Raw genomic sequence first — 23,142 nt, forward strand, 5'->3', positions numbered from 1 at the left:
CCTTTGTCCCCTTGGAGGTTCACATGCCCATCGCCGACGAGCTCATCGCCAACAACGCCGAGTACGCCAAGTCCTACGTGGCCGACCGCCCGCTGCCCCCGCGCCGCAAGGTCGCCGTCGTCGCCTGCATGGACTCCCGCCTCGACACGTTCGCGTTGCTGGGCCTCGAGGTCGGTGACGCGCACGTCATGCGTAACGCCGGCGGCGTCATCACGGACGACATGATCCGCTCGCTCGTGATCTCCCAGCGCAAGCTCGGCACCCGCGAGATCATCCTCATCCACCACACCGACTGCGGCGCCCTGACCTTCACCGACGACGAGCTGCGCAACCAGCTGCTCGACGAGACCGGACTCAAGCCCGCGTGGAGCCCCGAGTCCTTCAAGGACCTCGACGCGGATCTCCGCCAGTCCATGGAGCGCCTGCGCCGCTCGCCGTTCTTGGTCGAGACCGAGCAGGTGCGCGGCTTCGTGTTCGACGTCCACACGGGGTTGTTGCGCGAGGTCGTCTGACGCTGAGGGGCGAGGGGGCAGGGAAGTCCCGGCCCCCTCGCCAGCGTTACTTCGTCTCCAGCGTTAACCCATCGCCCGCGTTACCGTGGGAGCGCGAGCCGGCCACGGCATCGGCCGCTCGCAGAAGACAGGGAGGCAGACATGTCGTGGTGGAAGTTCTTCCAGGCGGTGCGTCGCGGCGAGCACAAGTTGGGGCCCATGACGTGGTTCATGACCGCGGCATCGCTGATTTACACGATCTCGCCGATCGACCTCATCCCCGAACTCATCCTGCCCGTCGTGGGCTACGCGGATGACATCGGGCTGTGGAGCCTCACCTTCATGATGCTCAGCCGCGAGAAGGAGGCCTGGGAGGCCAGCATCGCGAGCAGCCCCCGCGTCGTCGACGTGTGAGCCCCGCGCGAACGGAATAGATCGCGCCGCCCACGCGTGTCACCTCTCAGGAGGTGTCACCGATGACCGATTCGACAGCCGATTTCAGCAACCTCAAGGCCGTCTTCGTCAACTGCACGTTGAAACCCAGCCCCGACACGAGCAACACCCAGGGCCTGATGGACAACGCGATCGCGATCATGGAAAGCCACGGCGTGAGCGTCGACACGTTCCGGCTTGCGGACTACGACGTCCCCGCGGGCGTCTACCCCGATATGACCGAGAACGTCCCGGGCGGCAACCGGCCCCACGACGACTGGCCCGAGCTCTCGCGCCGCATCCTCGAGGCGGACATCCTTGTCGTCGGCACCCCCATCTGGTTGGGTGAAAAGTCGTCCGTCGCCACGCGCCTGATCGAGCGCCTGTACGGCCTGAGCGGCGAGCTCAACGACCGTGGCCAGTTCCTCTTCTACGGTCGCACGGCAGGCGTGATGATCACCGGCAACGAGGACGGCATCAAGCACATCTCGATGAACGTCCTGTACTCACTGCAGCACCTGGGCTACGTGATCCCACCCAACGCGGATGCCGGCTGGGTTGGCCCCGTGGGACCGGGCCCGTCGTACCTCGACGAGGGCTCGGGCGGCCCCGAGACGGAGTTCACACGCCGCAACACCGCCTTCATGGCGTGGAACCTCATGCATACGGCCGCCTGGCTCAAGGCAGGCGGCGGCTTCCCCGCCGGCGGCAACTCGTCCGAGGAGTGGAGCGAGGGGGCCACGTTCGATCACCCGAACCCGGAGTACCGGCGATGAATCGCGGGGAGATGGGGCCGATGCCTCACGCGCCTCTCGCTGTCGCCCCACCCGGGCGGTGGCTCGAGCGTTCGCGACGGCGCCCGCCTGCGCGGTGCGGCGAAGGCGTAGCGTGAGTGCCATGGGCGAGTTCAGCATCGAGGAGCGGCCCGCGGCGACGTACGTGGGCCTCGCGGTGGACGTGACGATGGAGACGATCCCCGAGCGGGTGTCGGTCGCCTTCGACGCGCTGGACGCCTACCTACGCTCGCATCGGATCGAGCGGTCGGGGCCGTCCGTGATGCGCTACGGGCGTGTGATGAGGTCGAAGCCCTTCACCATGCAGATCGGCTTCCAGGTGGCGGACATGCGGTGGATCGACCACCCGTACGCCGCTGACCACGTGCCCGCGGGTCGCTACGTGGTGGGCCGATACGACGGCCCCTACGCGGGGCTCGCCGACTTCACCGCACGGACCATGGCGTGGGGAGACGAGCAGGCAGTGGCCTACGCCATGGAACCCGGTCGTGACGGGGAGCCGGGTGAGGGTGACTCGTGGGATGCCTGGTACGAGTGGTACCCCGCGCCTCCCGAGTACCGCGACGGCGTCCCGCACGGGCCCATCGAGGTGTGCCTGCTCCTGCGCGGGTAGCGCGGCTGACGCGACCGGCTCGGGGCCAGCGTCAGAAGGTGTCGCGCAGCGTCCGCACGGCGTCGATCTGAATGGCGAGTTCGCGCGACAGCCCGCGCGCGAAGACGCCAGCCTCACCCATGGGCCGGGTCCTCACGTGCTCGATGCAGAGCGCGAGCGCGTCACGCAGGTGCGTGTCCCAATACTCGAGCGCCGTGGGTCCGCAGCGTCCGGTGCGCCCCGGGCACGGCGCCCCGATGCGCAGGCAGCCGCGCTGCGTCCACGGCAGCACCGCCAATGGCTCGCGGTGGTCGGCATGGAGTTCGTGGAGCCGGTCGACCAGCGGCGCCGAGTACGCGGCGAGTGCGAGGCCCAGTCGCTGGGCCAGGGCGCGCACCTCCGTGTGGATGCGGCCGTTGCGCAGCACCGTCAGGAGCCCTGCCAGGGTGTCCTGCAGATGGCGCGCGAGCAGCTGCGCAAACCGGATGTCCTGCGCCGAGGGGGAGGCGTCGCGCGGCGTGGGCGGCACTGGCACCACGCGCGGAGCACGCGGCAGGCGCCACGCAATCCTGTGGGTGTCGTTCGGCGCGAGCGAACGCACGGTCGTGCGCGCGGGCAGCAGAACAGACATGACGACTCCAGGGTCAGGGGGTGGGATAGGCCCAGGTTAATGGCGCCTTTCGGGATGTCTGCGCGACCTTCGTCCCGGCGCCGTCAGCGCCCACGACGCCCGCCCCGCACTAGATTGGGGGCATGCCACGGATCGATCTCAATGCCGACCTTGGCGAGGGATTCGGCCGCTGGAGCCTCACGGATGACGAGGCGCTGCTCGACGTCGTCACGAGCGCCAACGTGGCGTGTGGGTTTCACGCTGGCGACGCCGCCACCATGCGCCGGGTGTGCGACATGGCCGTCGAGCGCGGCGTGGTCATCGGCGCTCAGGTGTCGTATCGCGACCTCGCTGGCTTTGGCCGGCGCGCCATGGACATCCCCGCCGAGGACCTCGCCGCCGAGGTCGCCTATCAGGTGGGAGCGCTCGAGGTCTTCGCGCGGGCCGCTGGGGCGCGGGTCGAGTACGTCAAGCCTCACGGGGCCCTGTACAACCGCGTGGTCGCTGATAAGGAGCAGGCGAGCGCCGTCGTGGCCGGCGTGGTCCTCGCCGGCGCGTTGCCCGTCATGGGGCTGCCCTCGTCCATGCTGCTGAGCGCCGCGCGTGACGCGGGCCTGGCCACGGTCGCCGAAGGTTTCGCCGACCGCGCCTACACCCCGCACGGCACGCTGGTCCCACGCGCGGAGCCGGGGGCAGTCTTGACGACGGCCGATGCCGTGGTCGCCCAGGCGATCACTCTCGCCGAGGGTGGCGGCGTGGGTTCGCTCTGCATCCACGGCGACACGCCCGGCGCGGTCGAGGTGGCGCGCGCCGTGCGCGGCGCGCTCGCGGACCGCGGCGTCGACGTGCGCGCGTGGGCGAGGAACTGACGATGGTTCAGCCGAGGCTCATTCCCATGGGCCACGCGGCCATGTTGATCGAGGTCGACGACGCGAGCACGGTGCCCGCGCTCGCGGCCGCGATCGATGCCGCACGGGCCGCAGGCGAGATCGCTGCGCGTGACGTGGTGCCCGGCGCCGCCACCGTGCTGGTCGACGGGCTGTCCCGGGTGGATGCGGCGGTGCTGGCCGACCTGCTTGCCGAGTGGGAGCCCGGCGAGGCTGAACAGGCCGAGGTCGCGCTGGTCGAGATCGCTGTCGCCTTCGACGGGCCCGACCTCGCGGACGTGGCCGCGGGCTGGGCGCTCACGCCGGACCAGGCGATCGCGGAGATTGCGGCCACCGAGTTCACCGTCGCCTTCTGTGGCTTCGCCCCGGGGTTCGCCTACCTCACGGGCCTGCCCGAGCACAGGGCCGTCGCGCGGCGCGCCGAACCGCGCACGTCGGTGCCGGCCGGGGCCGTCGCGCTCGCGGGTCCCTACGCGGGGGTCTACCCGCGCTCGTCGCCTGGCGGTTGGCAGCTGATCGGCACGGCGCTCGGGGTGACGTTGTGGGACGAGGCTCGCACCCCGCCGGCGCTGCTGTCGCCTGGGACGCGCGTGAGGTTCCTGCCGTGATCGAGATCATCGACGCGGGCCTTCTGCTCACGGTCCAGGATCTGGGCCGCGCCGGGCACGCGCACCTGGGCGTCCCTCGCTCCGGCGCGCTGGACATGCGGTCGCTGCGGCGTGCGAATGCGTTGGTGGGCAACGCCCCTGGTGCGGCGGCGCTCGAGGCCACGATGACGGGGGTGGTGCTGCGCGCCCACGCTGCGCTGGTGGTGGGGGTGGCCGGGGCGGCCGCGGCCGTCTTTGTCGGTGACGTGCCGGCTCCCGTGGGCCGGCCGATGCGCCTAGCGGCCGGGCAAGTGCTCGACATCGGCCCCGCGACGGCCGGGGCCCGTACCTATGTGGCGGCGCGTGGCGGCATCGACGTGGCGCCGGTGTTGGGGTCGCGGGCGACGGACACGCTGTCGGGCATCGGCCCCTCACCGCTGGCGACGGGCGACCGGCTCGCCGTGGGCGAGAGCGCCGCCGCGCCGCAGGAACTGTTCGCCGCCGCTTCGGGCGCCGGCGCCGGCGCCGCTGAGCACCCTGCCGCCCCGGATCAGCCCGTGACCCTGCGCATGCTCGCCGGTCCCCGCGCGGACTGGGCGGACGCCACGGACCTCGCGGAGCTCGCGCACCGGCCCTTCGTCGCCTCTGAGCGTTCCAACCGTGTGGGTCTTCGCCTCACGGGCGCGACCGTGGGCCGGGCGCGCGACGACGAGCTGCCGAGCGAGGGTCTCGTGGTGGGCGCGGTGCAGCTGCCGCCCTCGGGGGAGCCGGTCGTGTTCCTCGCCGATCACCCCACCACCGGCGGCTATCCGGTGATCGGCGTGCTGGACAGCGCCTCGATCGCGGCCGCCGCCCAGGTGCAGCCCGGCCAGCGGGTGAGGCTCGTCCTCGCGTCCTCGCGTCCTGACGCCCTGCCGCCGGGTTCGGTCCAGATTCCTTGAGGCTGCGATGGTCACATTCGCGCCGGAAGTGACCATCGCAGCCTCAAGGGATGTGATCACGCCTTGTCGTGGTCCTCGGGCAGATGATCGATCGGCATGATGATCTGATCCGTGGGGTGCTTCTCGAACGACGGCGCCTCGTCAGCCGGGGCTTCGGCGGTATCGCTCGCTTCGCCGTTGGCCGGCGCAGCACCCGCACCCGCCCCGTCTATATCGGTCCCGCCAGTTCCACCTGCGCCGTCGTCCGCCTCGGGAGGCGTCGCACCGGCCATCGAGACAGAAGTGGGAGCCGATTCCGATCCCGGCACCACGGAGCCCGCCAGGTGGTCCTCCGCGCCGGGAGGTGCGGCTGCGGACTTGGCCACGGCATCGTCGGTCGCGGTCACGACCATGCCGGTGTCGCCCGGCTGGCCGGCACCCGTCGCGGCGCCCACCACCCCGGCGGCGCCGCCGGCACCGGCCGCGGCTCCAGTCGCACCGCCGTCGCCCGGACCGCCGCCACGGCCACGCCTGCGCGGCACCGGCGCGCCGAGCGACCAGCGCCTCAGCGACGGCAGGTGCGTGCGTGCGGCCTCGGGGTCCACGTCGGCGTCGGCGGGCTCGAGCCCGTACTCACCAGAGATGGTGTCGCGGATATGGTCCATGAAGTCGGCCCGGTTGGCAGCGAGGTACAGCGCGTGCTCACGCCGGAACGCCTTCACGGTGGACAGCATGATGCCGACCATCACCACGGAGAACGGCAACGCCGTGATGATCGCTGCGGTCTGGAGCGCGGACAGCCCCCCGGATAGCAGCAGCGCGATCGCCACCAGCGCGGTGGTGCAGGCCCAGAACACGCGGATCCAGCGCTTAGGGCTCTCGTCGCCGCCGGTGGTGAGCATCGACAGCACCAGCGACCCGGAGTCCGACGACGTGACGAAGAACACTGCGATGAGGATCATCGCGCCGATGGTCAGGACCGTCGCTCCCGGCAAGGTATCGAGCATGGCGAAGAGCGAGCCGTTGTAGTCGACCTCGCCGTTGGGGCCCACGAGCCCGCCGCCCTCGTACAGCTCCTCGTAGATGGCGGTGCCGCCCATGACGGCGAACCAGAAGAAGGTGACCACCGAGGGAACGAGTAGGACACCCCAGATGAACTCACGCACGGTGCGACCCTTGGACACGCGAGCGATGAACACGCCCACGAACGGTGCCCACGAGATCCACCAGCCCCAGTAGAAGGTGGTCCATGCGGCCTGCCACTCCTCGCCGGCCTCGCCCTGGAAGGCGGACACGTTGAAGCTCAGGCCGATGAAGTTCTGGATGTACGCACCGATGTCTTGCACAAACTCGCGCATCAGGAACTCGGTAGGCCCGGCGAAGAGCACGAACAGCAGCAGGAACAGCGCGAGTGCGAGGTTGGTGTTGGACAGCCACTTCATGCCGCGCTGCAGGCCGGTGACCAGCGAGAAGATCGTCACGATAGTGATGACGATGATCAGCACGACCTGGGTGGTGGTGGACGGCTCGGCAATGCCCACCGACTCCAAACCCGACGAGATCTGCAACACGCCTAGGCCCAACGACGTCGCCACACCGAAAAGCGTGCCCACCACGGCGGTCACGTCGATGACGTTGCCCCACCCGCCCTTGATGCGTTTGCCGAGCAGCGGCTCAAGGGCATACCGAATCGACACCGGACGGCCCCGACGGTGCACGGCGTACGCGATGCCAAGGCCCACCACAATGTAGATGGCCCACGCATGGATGCCCCAGTGCAGGAACGTCTGGCTCATGGCCTGCTGGGCGAGCTGCTCCGGGGTTCCTCCCACGCCAGGGCGGGGCGTCGCGAAGTGGGCGAGGGGCTCGGACACGCCGTAGAAGACCAGGCCGATGCCCATGCCGGCCGCGAACAGCAGCGCGAACCACGAGAACATCGAGAACTGCGGCTTGTCCGAGTCCTTGCCCAGCTTGATGTTGCCGAATCGTGAGAAGCCCATGACCAGCGCGAACGCCACGAACACTGCGGCGATGAGTACGTAGTACCAGCCGAAGGCGTTGATGATGGTCGACTGGATCTGGTCGAACAGGCTCTCGGCCGCCTCGGGCCAGATCATCGCGAACAGCACGAAGCCCAGGATCAGGACCGCCGATGGGTAGAACACCCAGGTAGCCAGCGCCTTGCGCGACATGGGCTCGCGTTGTTCACGTTCACTTGCGGAAAGATGTGCGGACTCAGTTGTCATGCCATCGACGCACCGGGGGTAGGGCCGATGCGCACTCCTCCTTCGCTGTTTTCCAACCTAGTGGACGGGGACATTTCCGTCGCTTGCAGGGCCGATGCCATGATCACTCGCCGTTCGCCTCGACCACCACGGTGTCGGTGAAGCGGGCGGCAGGCGTGCGCCACGCGACCACCGCCAGGACGACGATGACGACGAGGATCGCAACGGTCGCGTCGAGTAGCGGTAGCCACCACGCGGCGACGGCGAAGAACGCGGCCGACCCGGCGAGCCATCCCCACTCGCCGCCGACCATCCGCATGATCACGGCGCCTGCGAGGGCGAAGAGGGCGGCGCCGCCGGCGATGAGCACGGCCGATTCGCCCGAGACGTCCTCGTCCGCGCGCGCCATCACCCCCTCCTCGAGTCCTGCCGCGACGAGGATGATGCCCGCGATGAGTGGCAGGTGCATATACGTATAGGAGTCGCGGGCGATGTCTGGCTTGTGCTCGTCGTCGGCGTCGTGCAGCGCGTGCTCGACGGTGGGACCGATGCCTTTGAAGTACGGCCACCACAGTGCGATGGACACCAGCACCCCCAGCAGGCCCACGGCGAGGAACTCCCCGGTCAGGTCCAGGTCGGCAATGGTGATGCCCAGCGCCAGGACGGACTCGCCCAGGGCCAGGATCACCACCAGGTCGAAGCGCTCGGAGAAGTGCGATCCCGACTGAACCCGCCAGCCCGGCCCCTTGATCGACAGCAGCCACGTGGCGAGCGCCTCGAGGGCCACCGTGCCGGCCCACCACCACAGGCGCTGCTCCGGCGGGAGGACGGCGCCCGCGACGAGCATGACGGCGGCGGGGATCCACGCGGCGGTCGACAGCCAGATCTGCCGAGTGAGCCGCGCGTCGCCGCGGGCGGCCCACAGGTACACGGCGGCGTGCACCACCCGGACCACCAGATAGAGCAGCGAGAACGCGAGGGGCTCGATCGCGCCGCCCTCGGCCTCCCAGATCCCGTCGATGGTCATGGCGATGCCGAAGACGCACACGAGCGCGACGATGAACCCGAACAGGGGCAGGCCGCGGTCGGCCCTCACGACATTTCCCAGCCAGCCCCAGACCACCCACACCCACCACAGCACGGCGAGCATCAGGAGGCCCTCGCCGGTGGCGCGCCACGTGTGCTCCTCGGCGATCCACGTGGTGACCTGCACGAACGCAAACACGTAGACCACGTCGAGGAGCAGCTCGAGCGTGGTGACGCGGTGATCCTTGTCGGTGCCGTGCGCACCCCACCGGCGTGCAAGCGCGCTCACGTGACAGCCCTGCGGCTACGCGCTGCGGCCCAGCGACGGTGGCGAGTCATGCCTCATGCGACGCCCAAAAGCCGCCAGGTATTCCCTCGATTCGAGAGCCCTAGACCGCCTCGACGGTGGCGACCATGGCGTCGAAGAGGTCGAGCAGGATGGGTTGTGCCTCGAGGTGGGGTGAGGTAAAGACGAGGTGCAGCGCCCCATCATCGTCGGTGGTCTCGAGCCAGTACTCGGCCTTGAGTTGCGCGATTGCGGCGCCCGCGAACGGCATCGAGGGGCCGGTCGCGCCCTCGCCGGCCGGTGCTGTCGAGACCCGCCGCACTACGGTGCCACTGTCGCCGCGGGCAGTGACGACGTCGGGCTGGCCCAGCAGGTCGGTGACGACGGTCTCGAGCCTCACCGCGGGCCGCGGGCGGTACATGGTCAGCGACATGGCGAGCGGGATACCCCCGACGCGCTGGGTCGACATGGCCCACAGGATTCCGCCGGCGGACGCGGCAGCGTCGAGGACGGTGGCCATCGCGTCGAGCGTCTGACGGCGCAGCGACGCGGGCGCGGGGGAGTCCGCGAACTGGGAGTCGACGAGGCGGCGCAGGGCGGCGTGGCGTCGCCCCGCGTGCGGCAGCGGAACCGAGGTCCAGCCCGGGGGCAGGAGAATGCCGGGCTGCGCGCGCTGGCCGTCAGCTGCCTCGGGCTCTGGGTTGCTCACGTGTGGGCGAGGCCGATGCCGTCGACGAGCGGGCCGATGGCGTCCATGAGGTCCTCGTCGCGCTCGGGGAACGGGGTGGAGACCACGACGCTGATGACGTCGGTCGACTCGGTGAGGATCCAGATCCCGCACGTCACGGTCGCCTCGGGGCTCTCCGCGGTGGACGCGATCAGGAGCCGCACCACCGCCGGTCCGAGCGCGCTGTCCTCGAGCTGGGCGACTTCGTGCGTGAACACCTTCTCGCCCGGCTGCGGCGCGTACTCGTCGAGCTGGGCAATGATCGCCTCGGGCGTCGCGGGCGCCTCCTCGCTCCACGCCGTGAGCGCGATGTAGCCCTGGCCGATGGGGAGCCCCTCGGGTGCCCACATGAGCGCGAACTGGCCGGCCTCGAGCCGGGCGACCCCGGCATCGTGCCCCTCCACGAGGTGGCGGATGGTGGCGAATGCCTCGTCGGGGACGCGGGGGTCGTCGGCGAATGCGCCGAGTACCTCGTTGCTGTCGCCGGGGATCCATCCCAGCCAGCCGTCAGGGGTAGTCAGGGACAGGTCAATCACGATGTCTCCTCAAGGGGCAGCGGGGTGGGGCAGGTGTAAATGTCGACCCAGGAGCCGTCGTCCTCGACGCGATCGACCGTGCAGTCCTCGCGGTGACCGTCAGGGAACTCGACGGTAGCGGCCTCCCCCGAAAACTCGTCCTGCCAGGCGAACCCGGGGTGGTAGGTGACCGTCGCGCCGTAGGTATCGGCGAAGGATTGCTCGTACGCGGCGTTTGCGGGGACGTACACCTCGTCCCACCACGCGTCTTGGCGGGCGTCGGCGGCGTTCTTGGCGGTGGTGTCGAGGATCCAGCCCCCGATAATGCCGAGGATCATCGCGGCCGCGCCTCCGAGCCACAGGAAGAAAACGGTACGTGCACCTCCCGGCGACCGAGTCCACCCGCGGAACAGGCTCAAGGCGACGAAAACGACGACGCCGATGACGGCAATGACGAGGCAGACGACGACTGGCCCGTAGGGCTGCGAGTAGCCCTCGGGCTCGGGGGGAAGGTCGGGGGCGACGACCGAAGGAACGAGCGTCACGAGGCGGGAGATCATGGGGTGAGGTTGAGCCTTTCCGCGGCGGTCTCGTCGTGACCGTCTCCCGTTGCCCACTCGTAGACGCCGGTGATGCCGTCGGTCGCGAGGCCGATCACGTCATTGCCGGTGGCGGAGACGGTGGCGATCGAGCCCACGAGTGGCACGCCCGCGGCGAGGGCCGTCCCCGCCTCTGTCTTGACCGCGACGTTGAGGTTGACGTTGCCGCGACCGTACTGGGAGAGGTCCCGCAGGCGGCCGATGCTGTCGTTGCTGAGGCCCCGTAGGGGGTCGAGGTCGGGTCGAACCTCGTCGACGACGGAATCGCGCAAGCGCGCGACGATGTCGTCGGTGGAGCCCCGGGTGGCGTTGCGCCACGCGTTCGACCACGTGTCCGCCTTGCCGAGCTTCGCGACCTCGTCCCACCCCTGCTTGGCATCGCGCCAGAGCGCGCGGGGCCCCAGTTCCCGACGGGCCTCGTTCCACCCGGCGGCGAGGCGCTGCTTGATGGGTGCGGAACGGCTTGTACGGGTGAGGGTCGTCGAGATCTTGGCGGTGTTGACCTTGAGTCCCGTCGACTTGAAGCGGATGCGCGACACCAGCCTGGTGCCGCGCCCGGCGCGGGCACTGCTCGCGACGGTCTTGAGCAGCGGAGCGGCGACCCGGCCGACACCAAACGTCAGCACGCCGACCGCGCCCCAGATCACGTCACCCCAGCTGCCCTCGCCGTGCGCGAGCAGTGCGATGTCCGCGACGAGCGCCACGGCACCCGCGATGAGGGCGACAGCCCCGAGCAGCTGTCCGAGCCCCGGCACCCATGCGAGCACCAGCGCACCCACGCCCGCCCACGCGGCAATCGTGCCGGCGATGTCGGAAATGGCGTGCGCCCAGTCCGAGCCCCAGTTCTCCCACCAGCCGTCGTTGAGCCCGTCGTCCATGGCAGTGTCGAGCGCACCGCGGAGCGTGCGCGCAGCCTCGTCGCGTTCTGAGATGGCGCCCGCGAGCTGAGTGCGGGCGTCGTCCAGGCTGCCGTCGGCACCATTGGCGTCGCCGAAGGCCGTGTGCGCCAGGTCGTTGCACCGTGTCGCGCTGGAGGCGTCGCCGAGCTCGGTGTAGCGGTCGGCAAGGCGCAAGTAGTAGTTGCCGTTGTCCCGGCAACTCCTCGCGGTCGACTGTGCCGCCTGAGCGCTCTCGAGCGCCGTGATCGACGTCTTCTGCGCGGATCTGAGGCTTTCGGCATACGCGACGAGCGCGTCTCCAGCCTTCTGGTAGCGGCTCGATGCGTCGTCGATGGTCTCTTCGATCTCGGCCAAGCGCTCGCGCAGCGCCGCGACCGCGCCAGACTCGCCATCCGTGTCCGTCATGACCGAGGAAATCTCCTCGGCCGCGAGCGTCATCGCTCGCGCGGTGGCCTGGTACGCGGTGCCACCGTCCTCGACGATGTCCGGGTCACCGGGGATGGGGTCGGAGGCTGCCAGGGGCTGCCAGTCGTAAGGCCTGACGCTCACTTCTCGCCCCTCATAGACCTACCGAGATCGGTGTCCAGGTTGGAGAACGTGCCCCCGACTCCCTTTGTGGCGTCCGCGACGGCGGCGATGGAGTCGAGCATCTTTTCGCGCCTGTCGTCCCAGTCGGACGCAAACGTGCGCATCTTCGCCGCGGTGTCCGCGTGCCCGATCGCCCCCGCGATCTCGTCGGCGTTGCGCTGCGCATGGTGGAACTCGTCTGCCACAGCACGCAGGCGCCCGCCCAGCCCGACCAGCAGGTCGGTGTCGACGACCAGCTTTCCTGCCATTCCTGCCCCCCGATGTCGCGTTCGTCCCGATATCGGGGTCCACTCTAACCGGACCCCGATACCAGGGACGATCTACGCGCGCTTGGCCTTGAGGGCGGTCGCGTTCAGGGTCTTGATGAGGCGGTCGAGGTTGGCGAGCGACAGCTTGCCCTCGGACGTCATGGCGATGGCGCGCAGCGGCATGTTGCGCATGAACGCCTGCATCATCTGTTCGGTCTCGTCGGTCGCGTTCGGGTCTGTGCCGAATGCCTTCATCACCTGGGCCATCAGCGCCTTTTCCACGAGCCTTCCGCCCGCGGTCGCGGACAGGTCCGCGACCGTCGAGTCGTAGTGGAACGGGAACGACGGCGTCGGCTGGGGGATCGGGCGGCCCAGGAGGGCCGTGAACTCGGTGTCCGTGGCGATGGCCGATGCCGGCGCGGGGACCGCGGTCACCTCACCTCCCGCGTTGATTTCCACGGTGCTCATGGCGACGATGTCGGTCGAGGAGAAGCCCAGGCGCAGCTCAAACGTGCCGGCCTCGACCACCCACCCGTGGGTGGCGGTGTCCCACACGGCCCACGCGCGCTCGTCCAGGGTGACCACGGCATCGGCCGTCTGACCGGGCTCGAGCGTGAGCTTGGCGAAGCCGCGCAGCTCCTGCTCGGGACGGTGCAGCGTGGATTCGACGTCGTGGACGTAGGCCTGCACCACCGTGGAGCCGGCGCGCGTGCCGGTATTGGTGACGGGCACGCTTACGGTGCGGTCCGTGCCGCTACCGGTCACCTTGGCCTTGCCCAGCTGGAAGGACGTGTATGACAGCCCGTGGCCAAACGGGAAGCGTGCGGGCACCGAGAACATGTCGTGGAAGCGGTAGCCCACGTAGAGGTTCTCGCGGTACTGCGCCTGGAGGGGGTTGGTCGCGAAGTTGGCGTGGCTCGCGAGGTCGGTGGCGTTGACGGGGAAGGACTCGGCGAGGCGGCCGCCTGGCTCGGCGTCGCCCACCAGGACGTCCGTGATCGCGCCACCGGCGGCCTGTCCGCCCAGGTAGGCCTGGAGAATGGCGTTGGGGGTGTCCGCCCAGGGCATCTCGACGGGCGCTCCGCCCACGTTGACGACGACCACGCGGTCGTGGCGTGCCGTCAGCGCCTGGATCAGGCGGGTGTGGGACGGGGGCAGCTGCAGGTGATCGCGGTCGTAGCCCTCGGACTCGTAGGACAGGGGCAGGCCCACCACGAGGACCACGGAGTCGGCGTTCGCCGCGGCCGTGAGTGCGTCGGTGAGTTGGGCATCGGTGGCCTCTCCGGTCGCCGCGTCGTAGCCGGGGGCGTAGAGGACCTCGCCAGCGTCGCCGATGCGCTCGGTGAGGGTGGCGAGCACCGTGTCGAGGCGCGTCGGGTTCACCAGCGCCGAGCCGCCGCCCTGGAAGCGCGGCTTGTCGGCAAAGGCGCCGATGACCGCGATGCGGCCCTCGGGGGCCAGCGGCAGCACGCCGTCGTTGGTGAGCAGGGTGGCGCCCGCGGCGGCCACGCGGCGGGCCAGGGCGTGGTGCTCGTCGTGCGCGGCGGAGACGTCCACGGTGGCGCGCGAGGCGCGCTCGGCGGCGACCTTGAGCGCCAGGGTGATGACGCGCGCGGCGGCGACGTCGAGGTCCTCGCCGGACAGGGTTCCGGCGTCCACGGCATCGGCCACGCGCTGGTCCCACGCGCCAGCCGACGACGGCATCTCGAGGTCGAGCCCGGCGTGGATGCCCGCGGGGCGTTCGTGGGTCGCGATCCAGTCGGTCATGACCAGGCCGTCAAAGCCCCACTCGTCGCGCAGGATCTCGGTGAGCAGCTCGCGGTGCTCGCCGGCGTGCACGCCGTTGACGAGGTTGTAGGCGCACATCACCGTCCACGGCTGCGCCTCCTTGACCGCGATCTCGAAGCCCGTGAGGTAGATCTCGCGCAGGGTGCGCTCGTCGACGATCGAGTCGTTGCTCATGCGGCGGGTTTCCTGGCTGTTGGCCGCGAAGTGCTTGAGGCACGCGCCCACGCCCTCGGCCTGGATGCCGCGCACCAGCGCCGCGGCGGCCTTGCCGGAGACCAGCGGGTCCTCGGAAAAGTACTCGAACGAGCGTCCGCCCGCGGGGTGGCGCTTGATGTTGAGGCCGGGGCCCAGCAGGACGCCCACCTCCTCGGCGCGGCACTCGCGGCCCAGCGCGTGGCCCACCTCCTCAAGGAGATCGGCATCCCACGTGGAGCCCAGGGCCGATGCCGTGGGGAAGCACGTCGCCGGCACCGAGGAGTTGAGGCCCACATGGTCCGTGTCGCCGGTCTGCTTACGCAGGCCGTGGGGGCCGTCGGTGAGCATGAAGGACGCGACGCCCTCGGAATCCAGCGGCTCGGTGCGCCAGAAGTCCTTGCCCGAGGTGAGGCGGATCTTCTCGGCACGCGTCAGGCGGCTGACGATGTCGAGCGCCTGCTGGGTGACGCCGTGGGCGATGTCGGTCATGACTCCTCCTTGAGTGCGGGCGCCGACGGTGTCGGTGCTCGGCTTATCTAAGTAACTTAGATAAGATGGTAGCAAGCGATCGACGGAGAGTGAAAGGGGCGGCGCATGGCACAGCGGCTGGCGCCCGAGAAGCGGCGCGCACGCATCCTCACCACCGCCATGGAGATCACCGACGCCGAGGGGCACCGGGGCCTCACCATGGCCGAGCTCGCGCGCCGCTGCGACATGTCCACCCCCGGCCTGCTGCACTACTTCCCTGACATGGCGACGCTGCTGGTGGCCCTGGTGCAGTGGCGTGACGAGAGGGACGACGCCGGCGTGGACTGGGGCGCCGTGGACACCGCTGACGTGCGGGCGATGCTCGACGGGGTGGTGGCGAACATCATCGCGCGGCCTCGCGCGGCCCAACTGTTCGCGATGGTCGAGGCGGAGGCGCTCGATCCCGCACACCCTGGGCACGAGTACTTCCGCGAGCGGGCCGACCTTCTCACGCGCGAACTTGCCGCACGTCTACGCGGCGAGGATCCGGAGGGCCTCGCCCGACGCATCTTCGCCGCGATGGACGGGATGCAGCTGCACTATCTGCGCGACCCGGAGGGCTTCGACCTCGCCGCCGAGTGGTCGGCAACTGCGGACGCGCTGCTCCCCTCCTAGAGTGCGATGAGTAGCCGCGGCGCGGGCGCACCGTAGGCTCGCGACCATGGAGACCTGGCCCGACCGTGTGGTGCGAGCGCTGCGCTGTCCTGTCTGCGGCCAGGACCTGACGCAGGCGGAGACGGGGCTGACCTGCGTCGACGGCCACCGATTCGACGCCGCCCGCCAGGGGTACGTGACCCTGCGCGCCGGCCACGGCCACTCCCTCAATGCCGACACCGTCGACATGGTGATGGCGCGCGAGCGTCTCCAGTCCGGCGGTTGGTACCTGCCGGTGGCCGATGCCGTGGCGAGCGCCGTAGCCCAGGTCGCCTCGGTCGAAGGGGCCGGTACGGGGCTGCTGCTCGACCTCGCGGGGGGCACGGGCTACTACGCTGCCGCGGCTCTCGACGCGCTGCCCGGCTGGCGGGGCATCGTCATGGACCTGTCGACGCCGGCGGTGAAGCGCGCGGCGCGGACCCATGAGCGGGCGGTCGCGGTGGGCGGCGATGCGCTCAAGGTCTTGCCCGTGGTCGATGGTGCGGTGGACATCGTCCTGTCGGTTTTTGGGCCCCGGGTGCCGGCGGAAATCGCTCGCATCGTGCGTCCCACAGGTGCCCTCGTGGTGGTCACGCCGCTTCCCCAGCACCTCAGCGAACTGGTCGCCGCCGTCGATGGGGTGCAGGTGCACGAGGGCAAGTCGGAGCGTCTGGCCGCACAGTTCCCCGGGTGGGAGCGGGTTCTCAGTCGCGACGTGGTGACGCCGCTCGCGCTGACGGCGGACGCCGCTCGGGACGTCCTGGCCATGGGCCCGAACGCGCATCACGTCGCCGCCGAGACCCTCGACGCGTTGGGAGCGCGAGAGGCTACCCTCGCGGTGCGGGTCGAGGCGCTCCGCGCACCTGGGGGAGGGGCCCATGACTGACCAGGAACTCGCGGCGGTCATCGTGGTCATCGTCGCCGTCAGTGCCGCCGTCCATGCGGGGCTCACCGCGGCGGGATTCCTGTCGCGCCGCCGCGCGGGCGCTGGGGTGAGTGGGCCCGCCGTTGATCTTCGCGGCGCGCTCGCGGCCGGCCGCTGGCGCCTCGCCATCATCACGATGCTGCACGCGATTCCGCTGACCTTCGCGATGTCGCTCGCCGCCGTGGAAAGGCCCGAGTCGATCATGATGGCCGCGCTGTGGATCGGCGGACTGGCCTTCGCCCTGATTGGCGTCGTCGGCATCGCGATGTCGCGCCTGGGCGCCGACCAGCCGGGCGGGCCCCTGCTGTCGCGGGTGATCGGCCTTGGCGCGCTCATCAGCGGCTCGCTGGTGGTCGCCGCCATGGCGACCCTGGGGGGATAGCCGGCCAGGGCATCGGCCGCAGGTAATTACGCAACTGACGCGTATGCATATACTGAGCGGCGATGAAGCCACAGAACCGTCCCCCGCGCCCCGTCCGCACCGCCACCGTGTTGCGCACCGAACAGCTCACCCCCGCGATGGTGCGGGTCGTGGTGGGCTCCGATGCGCTGAAGGAGGTCGGCCCGCTTGAGCTCACGGACCATTACGTCAAGATCAAGTTCGGAGACGTGACCCGCACCTACACGGTGCGCTGGCACGACCGCGCCGCCGGTGAGATGGCGCTCGACTTCGTGATCCACGGCGACGAGGGCCTCGCCGGGCCGTGGGCCGCGCGTGCGACCGCGGGCGACGAGATCGCTTTCATGGGCCCCGGCGGCGGCTGGGCTCCGCGTCCCGATGCCGACGTTCACCTGCTGGTGGGGGACGAGTCCGCGCTCCCGGCGATTGCCGCCGCGCTCGACGCCCTTGAGGCCAATGCGCGCGCCGAGGTGTTCCTCGAGGTCGCCACGGCCGCCGAGCGCCAGCCCCTGCGCGAGACGGCCAACACCACCGTCCACTGGATCCACCGCGACGAGCACGGCATGGGTTACGGCGAGGCGCTCACCTACGCCGTCGAGACGGCGACGCTTCCCGAGGGTGACATCGAGGCCTTTGTGCACGGCAACGCCGACATGATCAAGCCGCTGCGCCACCACCTGTTCAACGTGGTGGGCGTGCCCCGCGAGCACGTGTCGATCTCCGGCTACTGGCGCACCGGCATGAACGAGGACGGCTGGCAGTCGTCCAAGCGGGAGTTCGTGGCACAGATGGAGGCCGAGCAGGACGCCTAGCGCCTGCCGCTAACTCGCGAACACCGCCGGCAGCACCGCCACCACCACAAGCGCCCACGCGCCGTAGGCGGGCAGCATGCCGGTCTGCCACCGCTCCAGGCGGTGGGCGGCCCCCGGCGCCGCACGGTTCAGCCGCACCAGCAGCGAGGCCGTGACCGCGAGGTTGACGAGCAGCAGCAGGTTCAGCCCCAGGATCACGACGCGGTTGAGGGTCCAGCCGCCGTCGCCGATGCGGATGACGACGTTGACGAGCGCCACTGCGTCGAGCGCCAGGGCTCCGGCCACGAGCGCGAGCTGCACGCGGTCGAACCAGGTGGGACCGCCGTCGCTCTCGCGCGCGGTCAGGTTGTAGAGGACAAGCCCGATCGCGATGATCAGGATGACGTTGCACACCAGCAAGAGGTCCCTCGACAGCCCCGCGATGTCGCCCGAGGCCAGCACCACGACCAGCAGAATCGCAAACGCGACGGCGAACAGCGGCGTGAAGACGCGCGCCAGTACGGGCGCCATGTTCTCGATCACGGACTGCTTGGCCTCGACCAGCCACGCGGCCACGACGGCCGCGCCTCCGGCGCCGAGAGGCAGCATCCACTCGAACACAAAGGTGGAGGCATCGAGCCCCGCCGCCTGGCAGGCGAGCGCGACGATGCCCATGAGCACGCCGCCGCCGAGGCCGAGCAACACCATGTAGATGACCCACTCGCCGGTGAAGCGCACGGCGTCCATGCGCCCGTCGGTCTCGCGCCAACGAGTGCCCGCATAGGCGAGCATCGCGAGCAGCCAGGCGAGCACGGGGACGTGCAGCGCCGTCGTGACCAAGGCGTCATCGCTGGCAGCCGGCGCGTACACGCCCGCGAGCGCCGCCGCCGCCGCCATGCCGGCCAACGCCGTCGCGGTGACTCCCGCGCCCGGGCGGTGGCGCCACAGCAGGTAGCCCACGACGGCGGTCAGCAGCAGCGGGCCCAGGAAGAGGGCGTAGGTGGTGTCGACGCCCTCGGGGGAGAGCCACAGGGGCAGGCGCATCAGCAGTCCGCCCGCGGCGGCGAAGGCGAGCGCGACCCACACGGATGCGCGACCTCCAGGCACGCCTGACGACCGCGAGCCCTCCTCGCCCAGCACCAGCTGCTTCCACAACCGGCGGGAGTTCTCGCGCGCGAACTCGCGGGCGATGTCGCGCTGGCTTCCCAGGCGCTTGACCGCGACGAGGAACGCCTCGTCGTCGCTGAGGCCTGCGGCGGATAGTGCCTCGATGTGCCCGCGCAGGTGGTCCTCGAGTTCGTCGACATCGGCCGCTGCTACACCGGGGTGCGCCTCCAGATGTGCGCGCCACAGGTCGATCTGGATCTCCAGGGGATCACTCATGCGAGGCTCACCGGTCCGCCAAACTCCATGCGGCCCCACGCGTTTTCGAGCGCCGCGGCGACGGTGCGCCATTGGCTCACGTGGGTCGCGAGAGCGGCCCGTCCGTCGGAGGTGAGGGCGTAGTACTTGCGACGCCGGCCCGTCTCGGACTGGCCCCAGCGGCTTTCGATATGGCCGATGCGCTCCAGGCGGTGCAGCAACGGGTACAGCAGGCCCTCGGTCCAGTCGAGCTCGCCGTCCGAGAGCTCGCGGACGCGGCCGAGGATCGCATAGCCGTACGAGTCGCCCTCGGAGAGGATGCTCAGCACCATGGGCGCCGCGCTCGCGGCGACCAGATCCTTGGGGATGTCCATGCGTCACTCCGTCCGGCCCGTCCGTGCGAGCCCTAACAGCATGATGCATAGAAGTGTTAGGTAAAGTCAACCGGCGCGGCACCGGAGCCGCCCGGCCCACCGGAACCGCCCGGTCGCCGCATCCGTTTCTCAGACGTGACCGTTCACGATGACCTGCCCCTGACCGACGACAGGGCCCCGGCGCCCTCCGGCCACGCTCACCCCGACCCCGCGGTCATGGAGTTCGCCCGTCAGATGCGCGCGGATCTGTCCCGCCTGCTCATGGAGCACCAGTTCGGCGTCGACGAGGTGCTGACCAAGGTCACGATCCTGCGCGAGGAGTTCCTGCACCTGCGCCGGTACAACCCCATCGAGCACGTGACGAGCCGCGTCAAGAGCCCCGAGAGCCTGCTCGCGAAGATGGCGCGCAAGGGCGTGTCGCCCGACACCGAGTCGATCCGCGCGGCCATCACGGACATCGGCGGCGTCCGCATTACCTGCAGCTTCATTGAGGACACCTACCGGGTGCTCGAGGCGCTCGTGAGCCAGGACGACGTCACTGTCATAGAGGTCAAGGACTACATCGCGGCGCCCAAGCCCAACGGCTACAAGTCCATCCACGCGATCATCCAGCTGCCGGTGTTCCTGTCGACTGGCGCGGTGCCGGTGACCGTCGAGGTCCAGATCCGCACCATCGCGATGGACTTCTGGGCGTCACTCGAGCACAAGATCCACTACAAGTTCGACGGCGAGGTGCCCGATCACCTGGCCGAGAGCCTCTCGGACGCCGCGGCCATCGCCGAAAGCCTCGATCACCGCATGGAGGAGCTCCACCGCGAGGTGCACGGCGAGCACCACGACGAGGACGCGGGCACCCCCGCGGAGATCGACGAGGACCTGGTGGTGCGGATGTGGGAGATGATGCGTTCCGCGCCCGACGCATAGCGAAGGCCACCGTCGCAGTGGTTGCTGCTGCGACGGTGGCCTCCGCGGTCAGGGGATGTGCCGTTACGGCATCAGCACACCGTCGATGAGGTAGACGGTGGCGTTGGCGGTCTGCACGCCGCCGCACAGGACCATGGCGTCGTTGACCATGAGCTCGTCGCCCTCGCCGGTCACCTCGACGTCGGTGCCCTCCACCGTGGTGTGGGTGCCGGGGATGTCGGCGGGCTCGATCTGTCCGGGCACCACGTGGTAGGTCAGGATCTGCGAGAGAAGGTCGGCGTCGGTCGACAGCGTGTCGATGGTTTCCTGGTCGATCTCGGCAAAGGCATCGTCGACCGGCGCGAACACGGTGAACTCGTCGCCATTGAGCGTGTCAACGAGGTTGACGTCGGGGTTCAGCTCGCCGCTGACCGCCGACACCAGGGTGGTGAGCATCGGGTTGTTCGACGCGGCCACGGCGACCGGGTCCTGCGACATGCCCTGGATCGATCCGGGCCCGTCCGGGACCTCCTCGGCGTAGGCCGAGCACGCGGGGCCCACGAGGTTCGCGGCCGGGTCCATCGCCATGGAGTCGTCCTCCATCGCGTCCTCTTCCATCGCTTCGTCTTCCATCATCGAGTCGTCCGACATGGACTCCTCGGGCATCGCCTCTTCGGTCATGGCGGGCATGGTCGAGTCCATCTCCTCCTCGCCCGCGTCGGTGCTGCAGGCCGCGAGCGTGAAGACGCCCGCCACCGCAAGCGCCACTCCCGCCGAGTACTTCTTCGTTCCCTTGAGCATGGTTCCTCCAGTCTCCGGGCGACTATGAGCCCTGGTAGAACGCCCCGAGGTGGGGCGCCTGCCGCGAGTGCGGCGTCAGGGGGAATTCGGGCCGGGCAGGAATCCGGTTGGGGTGATGGCCAAAAAACTTCCGCCCAGACTGTTTCCCATCCGCGACCGTGTCGCGAGCGAACGCCTCCCAACGACAACGGAGGCATGGGCATGGAACTGATCATCATTGGGCTGCTGGGTGGCCTCATCACAGGTATCTCCCCATGCATCCTCCCGGTGCTCCCGGTGATCTTTCTGACGGGCGGCGCGCAGTCCGCAAGGATCCAGCGATACGACGCTCTGGGAACCATGGGCGGTGTGGGAACCGCGGCGAGCGTGGGTGCCCCAGGCGGCGCCGTCGCGACCGCCACCAGGGACACGGCGACGTCCTCTCCGGCCTCGGAGGTGTCGAGGTGGCGCCCCTTCCTCGTGATCGCCGGCCTGGTGACGAGCTTCACCCTGGTCACCCTCGTCGGCTCGCTCATCCTGAGCGCCCTCAACCTTCCCCAGGACGTCATCCGCTGGGTCGCGATGGCCGTGCTCATCCTGATCGGCATCGGCCTGATCGTTCCGCGTTTCGAGCACCTTCTTGAGCGTCCCTTTGCTTTCATGCCGAGGCGTCGCGTGGACTCCAAGGGCAACGGTTTTGGTGTGGGTCTCGCCCTCGGCGCCGTGTTTGTTCCCTGTGCCGGCCCGGTGCTGGCCGCCATCATCGTGGCCGGGTCGACGGGCCAGATCGGCGCCGGAACCGTCGCGCTGACCGTCTCCTTCGCGATCGGCGTCGCCGTCCCGTTGCTGTTCTTCGCGCTCGCGGGCCGCGGCCTCGCCGAGCGCGTGAAGGCGTTCCGCCGGCGCGAGCGCGGCCTGCGCATAGCCGCAGGCGTCGCGATGATTGCGCTCGCGGTCGGCCTCGCATTCGACCTGCCCGCCGCCCTCCAGCGCGCGTTGCCCGACTACACCGCGCAGATCCAGGAGGACCTGACCGATAGCGAGGCCGCGCAGGATGCGCTCGCGCTCGGCGGCCTCGTCAACGACGAGAACCGCGACCTCGATCAGTGCACCAACGGCGCCGAGGAGTTGGAAAGCTGCGGCACCGCGCCGTCGATCAAGGGCATCGAGGCGTGGTTCAACACTCCTGACGACCAGCCGATCAGCCTCGACGAACTTCGCGGCGAGGTCGTGCTCATCGACTTCTGGGCCTACTCCTGCATCAACTGCCAGCGTTCCATACCGCACTCGGTGGCATGGGACGAAACGTACGGCGATCTGGGTCTCAATGTGATCGGGATCCACTCGCCCGAATACGCCTTCGAGAAAGACGAGGCGAACGTGCGTGCGGGAGCCGCGGACTTCGGCATCACCTACCCCGTCGCGCTCGACAATAACCTCGCCACCTGGACCAACTACCGCAACCGGTACTGGCCCGCGCACTACCTGATCGACGCCGACGGCACCGTGCGCCACATCTCCTTTGGCGAGGGCAACTACCAGGCGACCGAGGACATGATTCGCGAGCTCTTGGTCGACGCCAACCCCGATGTCGATCTTCCAGGGGAGACGGACATCGACGACGTCACGCCCGAGGTGGGCTCCACGACCAGGGAGACCTTCCTCGGCACCTCGAAGGACGTGAACTACGGCGGCGGCGACCGCTATGCGCCCGGCGAGGGAACCTACCGCTTCCCCGACGACCAGCCCGACGACTCGTTCGCGCTGCAGGGGGAGTGGACCCTCGAGACCCAGTTCGCCACTCCTACGGCGGACGGCGCCTCACTACGTCTCAGGTTCCACGCGTCCCAGGTGCGCATGGTGCTCGCGGGACAGGGGCAGGTCACCGTCACGCTGGACGACGGAGACTCGCGCACCATCGACGTCGACGGCACCCCACGGTCGTACGCGGTCGCGGAAGACGTCGCCGAGGGCCAACACACCCTCGATGTCGAGCTGTCCGAAGGTGTGGAGGCCTACTCGTTCACCTTCGGGTGA

The 23,142-nt window shown here is 69.7% G+C and carries 25 protein-coding genes; 13 read left to right on the forward strand and 12 right to left on the reverse strand.

Annotated elements, in window-relative coordinates:
• Window positions 1-23 precede the first annotated feature (23 nt).
• The 4 genes from B7K20_RS10250 (at window position 24) to B7K20_RS10265 (ending at window position 2,330) form a co-directional block, all read left to right on the forward strand.
• Window positions 24-512: a carbonic anhydrase gene (locus B7K20_RS10250; protein WP_084102429.1), complete on the forward strand. Its 489-nt coding sequence runs from the start codon at window positions 24-26 to the stop codon at window positions 510-512.
• Between the two features lie 141 nt (window positions 513-653).
• On the forward strand, window positions 654-905 hold the full coding sequence (locus tag B7K20_RS10255) for a YkvA family protein (protein WP_084102430.1): 252 nt from the start codon (window positions 654-656) through the stop codon (window positions 903-905).
• A gap of 62 nt (window positions 906-967) precedes the next feature.
• Complete coding sequence (locus tag B7K20_RS10260) at window positions 968-1,699, forward strand: flavodoxin family protein (protein WP_084102431.1); 732 nt, start codon at window positions 968-970, stop codon at window positions 1,697-1,699.
• Between the two features lie 121 nt (window positions 1,700-1,820).
• The gene (locus B7K20_RS10265; RefSeq protein ID WP_084102432.1) at window positions 1,821-2,330 is read left to right on the forward strand and encodes a GyrI-like domain-containing protein; all 510 of its coding nucleotides are present in this window, start codon (window positions 1,821-1,823) and stop codon (window positions 2,328-2,330) included.
• Between the two features lie 31 nt (window positions 2,331-2,361).
• On the opposite strand, the gene B7K20_RS10270 is transcribed toward B7K20_RS10265, so the two are convergent.
• Window positions 2,362-2,940, reverse strand: a complete 579-nt coding sequence (locus tag B7K20_RS10270; protein ID WP_084102433.1) for a hypothetical protein — start codon at window positions 2,938-2,940, stop codon at window positions 2,362-2,364.
• A 122-nt stretch (window positions 2,941-3,062) separates the two neighbouring features.
• Here B7K20_RS10270 and B7K20_RS10275 point away from each other — a divergent pair, with 122 nt between their 5' ends.
• Genes B7K20_RS10275 through B7K20_RS10285 form a run of 3 tightly spaced genes read left to right on the forward strand, consistent with a single transcriptional unit; the run spans window position 3,063 to window position 5,334 of the window.
• Window positions 3,063-3,788 (forward strand): LamB/YcsF family protein, encoded by a 726-nt coding sequence (locus B7K20_RS10275; protein ID WP_084102434.1) that lies wholly within the window; start codon window positions 3,063-3,065, stop codon window positions 3,786-3,788.
• 2 nt (window positions 3,789-3,790) lie between these two features.
• Window positions 3,791-4,414, forward strand: a complete 624-nt coding sequence (locus B7K20_RS10280) for an allophanate hydrolase subunit 1 (protein WP_084102435.1) — start codon at window positions 3,791-3,793, stop codon at window positions 4,412-4,414.
• Entirely contained in the window at window positions 4,411-5,334 is a 924-nt protein-coding gene (locus B7K20_RS10285) for a biotin-dependent carboxyltransferase family protein (protein WP_144018637.1), read from the forward strand. The genes B7K20_RS10280 and B7K20_RS10285 overlap by 4 nt, the downstream gene beginning before the upstream one ends.
• A 56-nt stretch (window positions 5,335-5,390) precedes the next feature.
• Here the strand turns inward: B7K20_RS10285 and B7K20_RS10290 are convergent, their stop codons facing one another.
• The 8 genes from B7K20_RS10290 to B7K20_RS10325 all read right to left on the reverse strand — a co-directional run bounded on the left by B7K20_RS10290 (window position 5,391) and on the right by B7K20_RS10325 (window position 14,898).
• The gene (locus tag B7K20_RS10290) at window positions 5,391-7,505 is read right to left on the reverse strand and encodes a BCCT family transporter (protein WP_371327884.1); all 2,115 of its coding nucleotides are present in this window, start codon (window positions 7,503-7,505) and stop codon (window positions 5,391-5,393) included.
• A 157-nt stretch (window positions 7,506-7,662) separates the two neighbouring features.
• On the reverse strand, window positions 7,663-8,853 hold the full coding sequence (locus B7K20_RS10295) for a low temperature requirement protein A (RefSeq protein ID WP_084102438.1): 1,191 nt from the start codon (window positions 8,851-8,853) through the stop codon (window positions 7,663-7,665).
• A gap of 100 nt (window positions 8,854-8,953) precedes the next feature.
• Window positions 8,954-9,559, reverse strand: a complete 606-nt coding sequence (locus tag B7K20_RS10300; RefSeq protein WP_084102439.1) for a hypothetical protein — start codon at window positions 9,557-9,559, stop codon at window positions 8,954-8,956.
• Window positions 9,556-10,113: a hypothetical protein gene (locus tag B7K20_RS10305; RefSeq protein ID WP_084102440.1), complete on the reverse strand. Its 558-nt coding sequence runs from the start codon at window positions 10,111-10,113 to the stop codon at window positions 9,556-9,558. Before B7K20_RS10305 ends, B7K20_RS10300 begins: the two co-directional genes overlap by 4 nt.
• Window positions 10,110-10,652 carry a hypothetical protein gene (locus B7K20_RS10310; protein WP_084102441.1) on the reverse strand — a complete coding sequence of 181 codons (543 nt, stop codon included), beginning with the start codon at window positions 10,650-10,652 and terminating at the stop codon, window positions 10,110-10,112. Before B7K20_RS10310 ends, B7K20_RS10305 begins: the two co-directional genes overlap by 4 nt.
• Complete coding sequence (locus tag B7K20_RS10315) at window positions 10,649-12,139, reverse strand: DUF308 domain-containing protein (protein ID WP_084102442.1); 1,491 nt, start codon at window positions 12,137-12,139, stop codon at window positions 10,649-10,651. Before B7K20_RS10315 ends, B7K20_RS10310 begins: the two co-directional genes overlap by 4 nt.
• Window positions 12,136-12,426 carry a hypothetical protein gene (locus B7K20_RS10320; RefSeq protein ID WP_084102443.1) on the reverse strand — a complete coding sequence of 97 codons (291 nt, stop codon included), beginning with the start codon at window positions 12,424-12,426 and terminating at the stop codon, window positions 12,136-12,138. Before B7K20_RS10320 ends, B7K20_RS10315 begins: the two co-directional genes overlap by 4 nt.
• 72 nt (window positions 12,427-12,498) lie before the next feature.
• Window positions 12,499-14,898, reverse strand: a complete 2,400-nt coding sequence (locus B7K20_RS10325) for a glycoside hydrolase family 3 C-terminal domain-containing protein (protein ID WP_084102444.1) — start codon at window positions 14,896-14,898, stop codon at window positions 12,499-12,501.
• Between the two features lie 105 nt (window positions 14,899-15,003).
• Here B7K20_RS10325 and B7K20_RS10330 point away from each other — a divergent pair, with 105 nt between their 5' ends.
• From B7K20_RS10330 to B7K20_RS10345, 4 genes are all read left to right on the forward strand, one after another.
• Window positions 15,004-15,552: a TetR/AcrR family transcriptional regulator gene (locus B7K20_RS10330; RefSeq protein WP_084102445.1), complete on the forward strand. Its 549-nt coding sequence runs from the start codon at window positions 15,004-15,006 to the stop codon at window positions 15,550-15,552.
• A 46-nt stretch (window positions 15,553-15,598) separates the two neighbouring features.
• The gene (locus B7K20_RS10335) at window positions 15,599-16,456 is read left to right on the forward strand and encodes a putative RNA methyltransferase (RefSeq protein WP_084102446.1); all 858 of its coding nucleotides are present in this window, start codon (window positions 15,599-15,601) and stop codon (window positions 16,454-16,456) included.
• Entirely contained in the window at window positions 16,449-16,877 is a 429-nt protein-coding gene (locus B7K20_RS10340; RefSeq protein WP_084102447.1) for a hypothetical protein, read from the forward strand. The genes B7K20_RS10335 and B7K20_RS10340 overlap by 8 nt, the downstream gene beginning before the upstream one ends.
• A 62-nt stretch (window positions 16,878-16,939) precedes the next feature.
• A complete protein-coding gene (locus tag B7K20_RS10345; RefSeq protein WP_084102448.1) occupies window positions 16,940-17,707 on the forward strand; it encodes a siderophore-interacting protein in 768 nt (255 codons plus the stop codon).
• Between the two features lie 9 nt (window positions 17,708-17,716).
• Here the strand turns inward: B7K20_RS10345 and B7K20_RS10350 are convergent, their stop codons facing one another.
• Window positions 17,717-19,069 (reverse strand): permease prefix domain 1-containing protein, encoded by a 1,353-nt coding sequence (locus B7K20_RS10350; protein WP_084102449.1) that lies wholly within the window; start codon window positions 19,067-19,069, stop codon window positions 17,717-17,719.
• Window positions 19,066-19,422, reverse strand: a complete 357-nt coding sequence (locus B7K20_RS10355) for a PadR family transcriptional regulator (RefSeq protein WP_084102450.1) — start codon at window positions 19,420-19,422, stop codon at window positions 19,066-19,068. Before B7K20_RS10355 ends, B7K20_RS10350 begins: the two co-directional genes overlap by 4 nt.
• A gap of 216 nt (window positions 19,423-19,638) precedes the next feature.
• On the opposite strand from B7K20_RS10355, the gene B7K20_RS10360 reads away from it, so the two are divergent.
• Window positions 19,639-20,346, forward strand: coding sequence for a GTP pyrophosphokinase family protein (locus tag B7K20_RS10360; protein ID WP_084102465.1), 708 nt, complete (start codon window positions 19,639-19,641; stop codon window positions 20,344-20,346).
• 63 nt (window positions 20,347-20,409) lie between these two features.
• Here the strand turns inward: B7K20_RS10360 and B7K20_RS10365 are convergent, their stop codons facing one another.
• Window positions 20,410-21,126: a fasciclin domain-containing protein gene (locus tag B7K20_RS10365; RefSeq protein WP_084102451.1), complete on the reverse strand. Its 717-nt coding sequence runs from the start codon at window positions 21,124-21,126 to the stop codon at window positions 20,410-20,412.
• A 201-nt stretch (window positions 21,127-21,327) separates the two neighbouring features.
• Here B7K20_RS10365 and B7K20_RS10370 point away from each other — a divergent pair, with 201 nt between their 5' ends.
• Window positions 21,328-23,142 (forward strand): cytochrome c biogenesis protein DipZ, encoded by a 1,815-nt coding sequence (locus B7K20_RS10370; RefSeq protein WP_084102466.1) that lies wholly within the window; start codon window positions 21,328-21,330, stop codon window positions 23,140-23,142.

The sequence above is a fragment of the Demequina sp. NBRC 110051 genome (assembly GCF_002090055.1).
Taxonomy (GTDB): Bacteria; Actinomycetota; Actinomycetes; order Actinomycetales; family Demequinaceae; genus Demequina.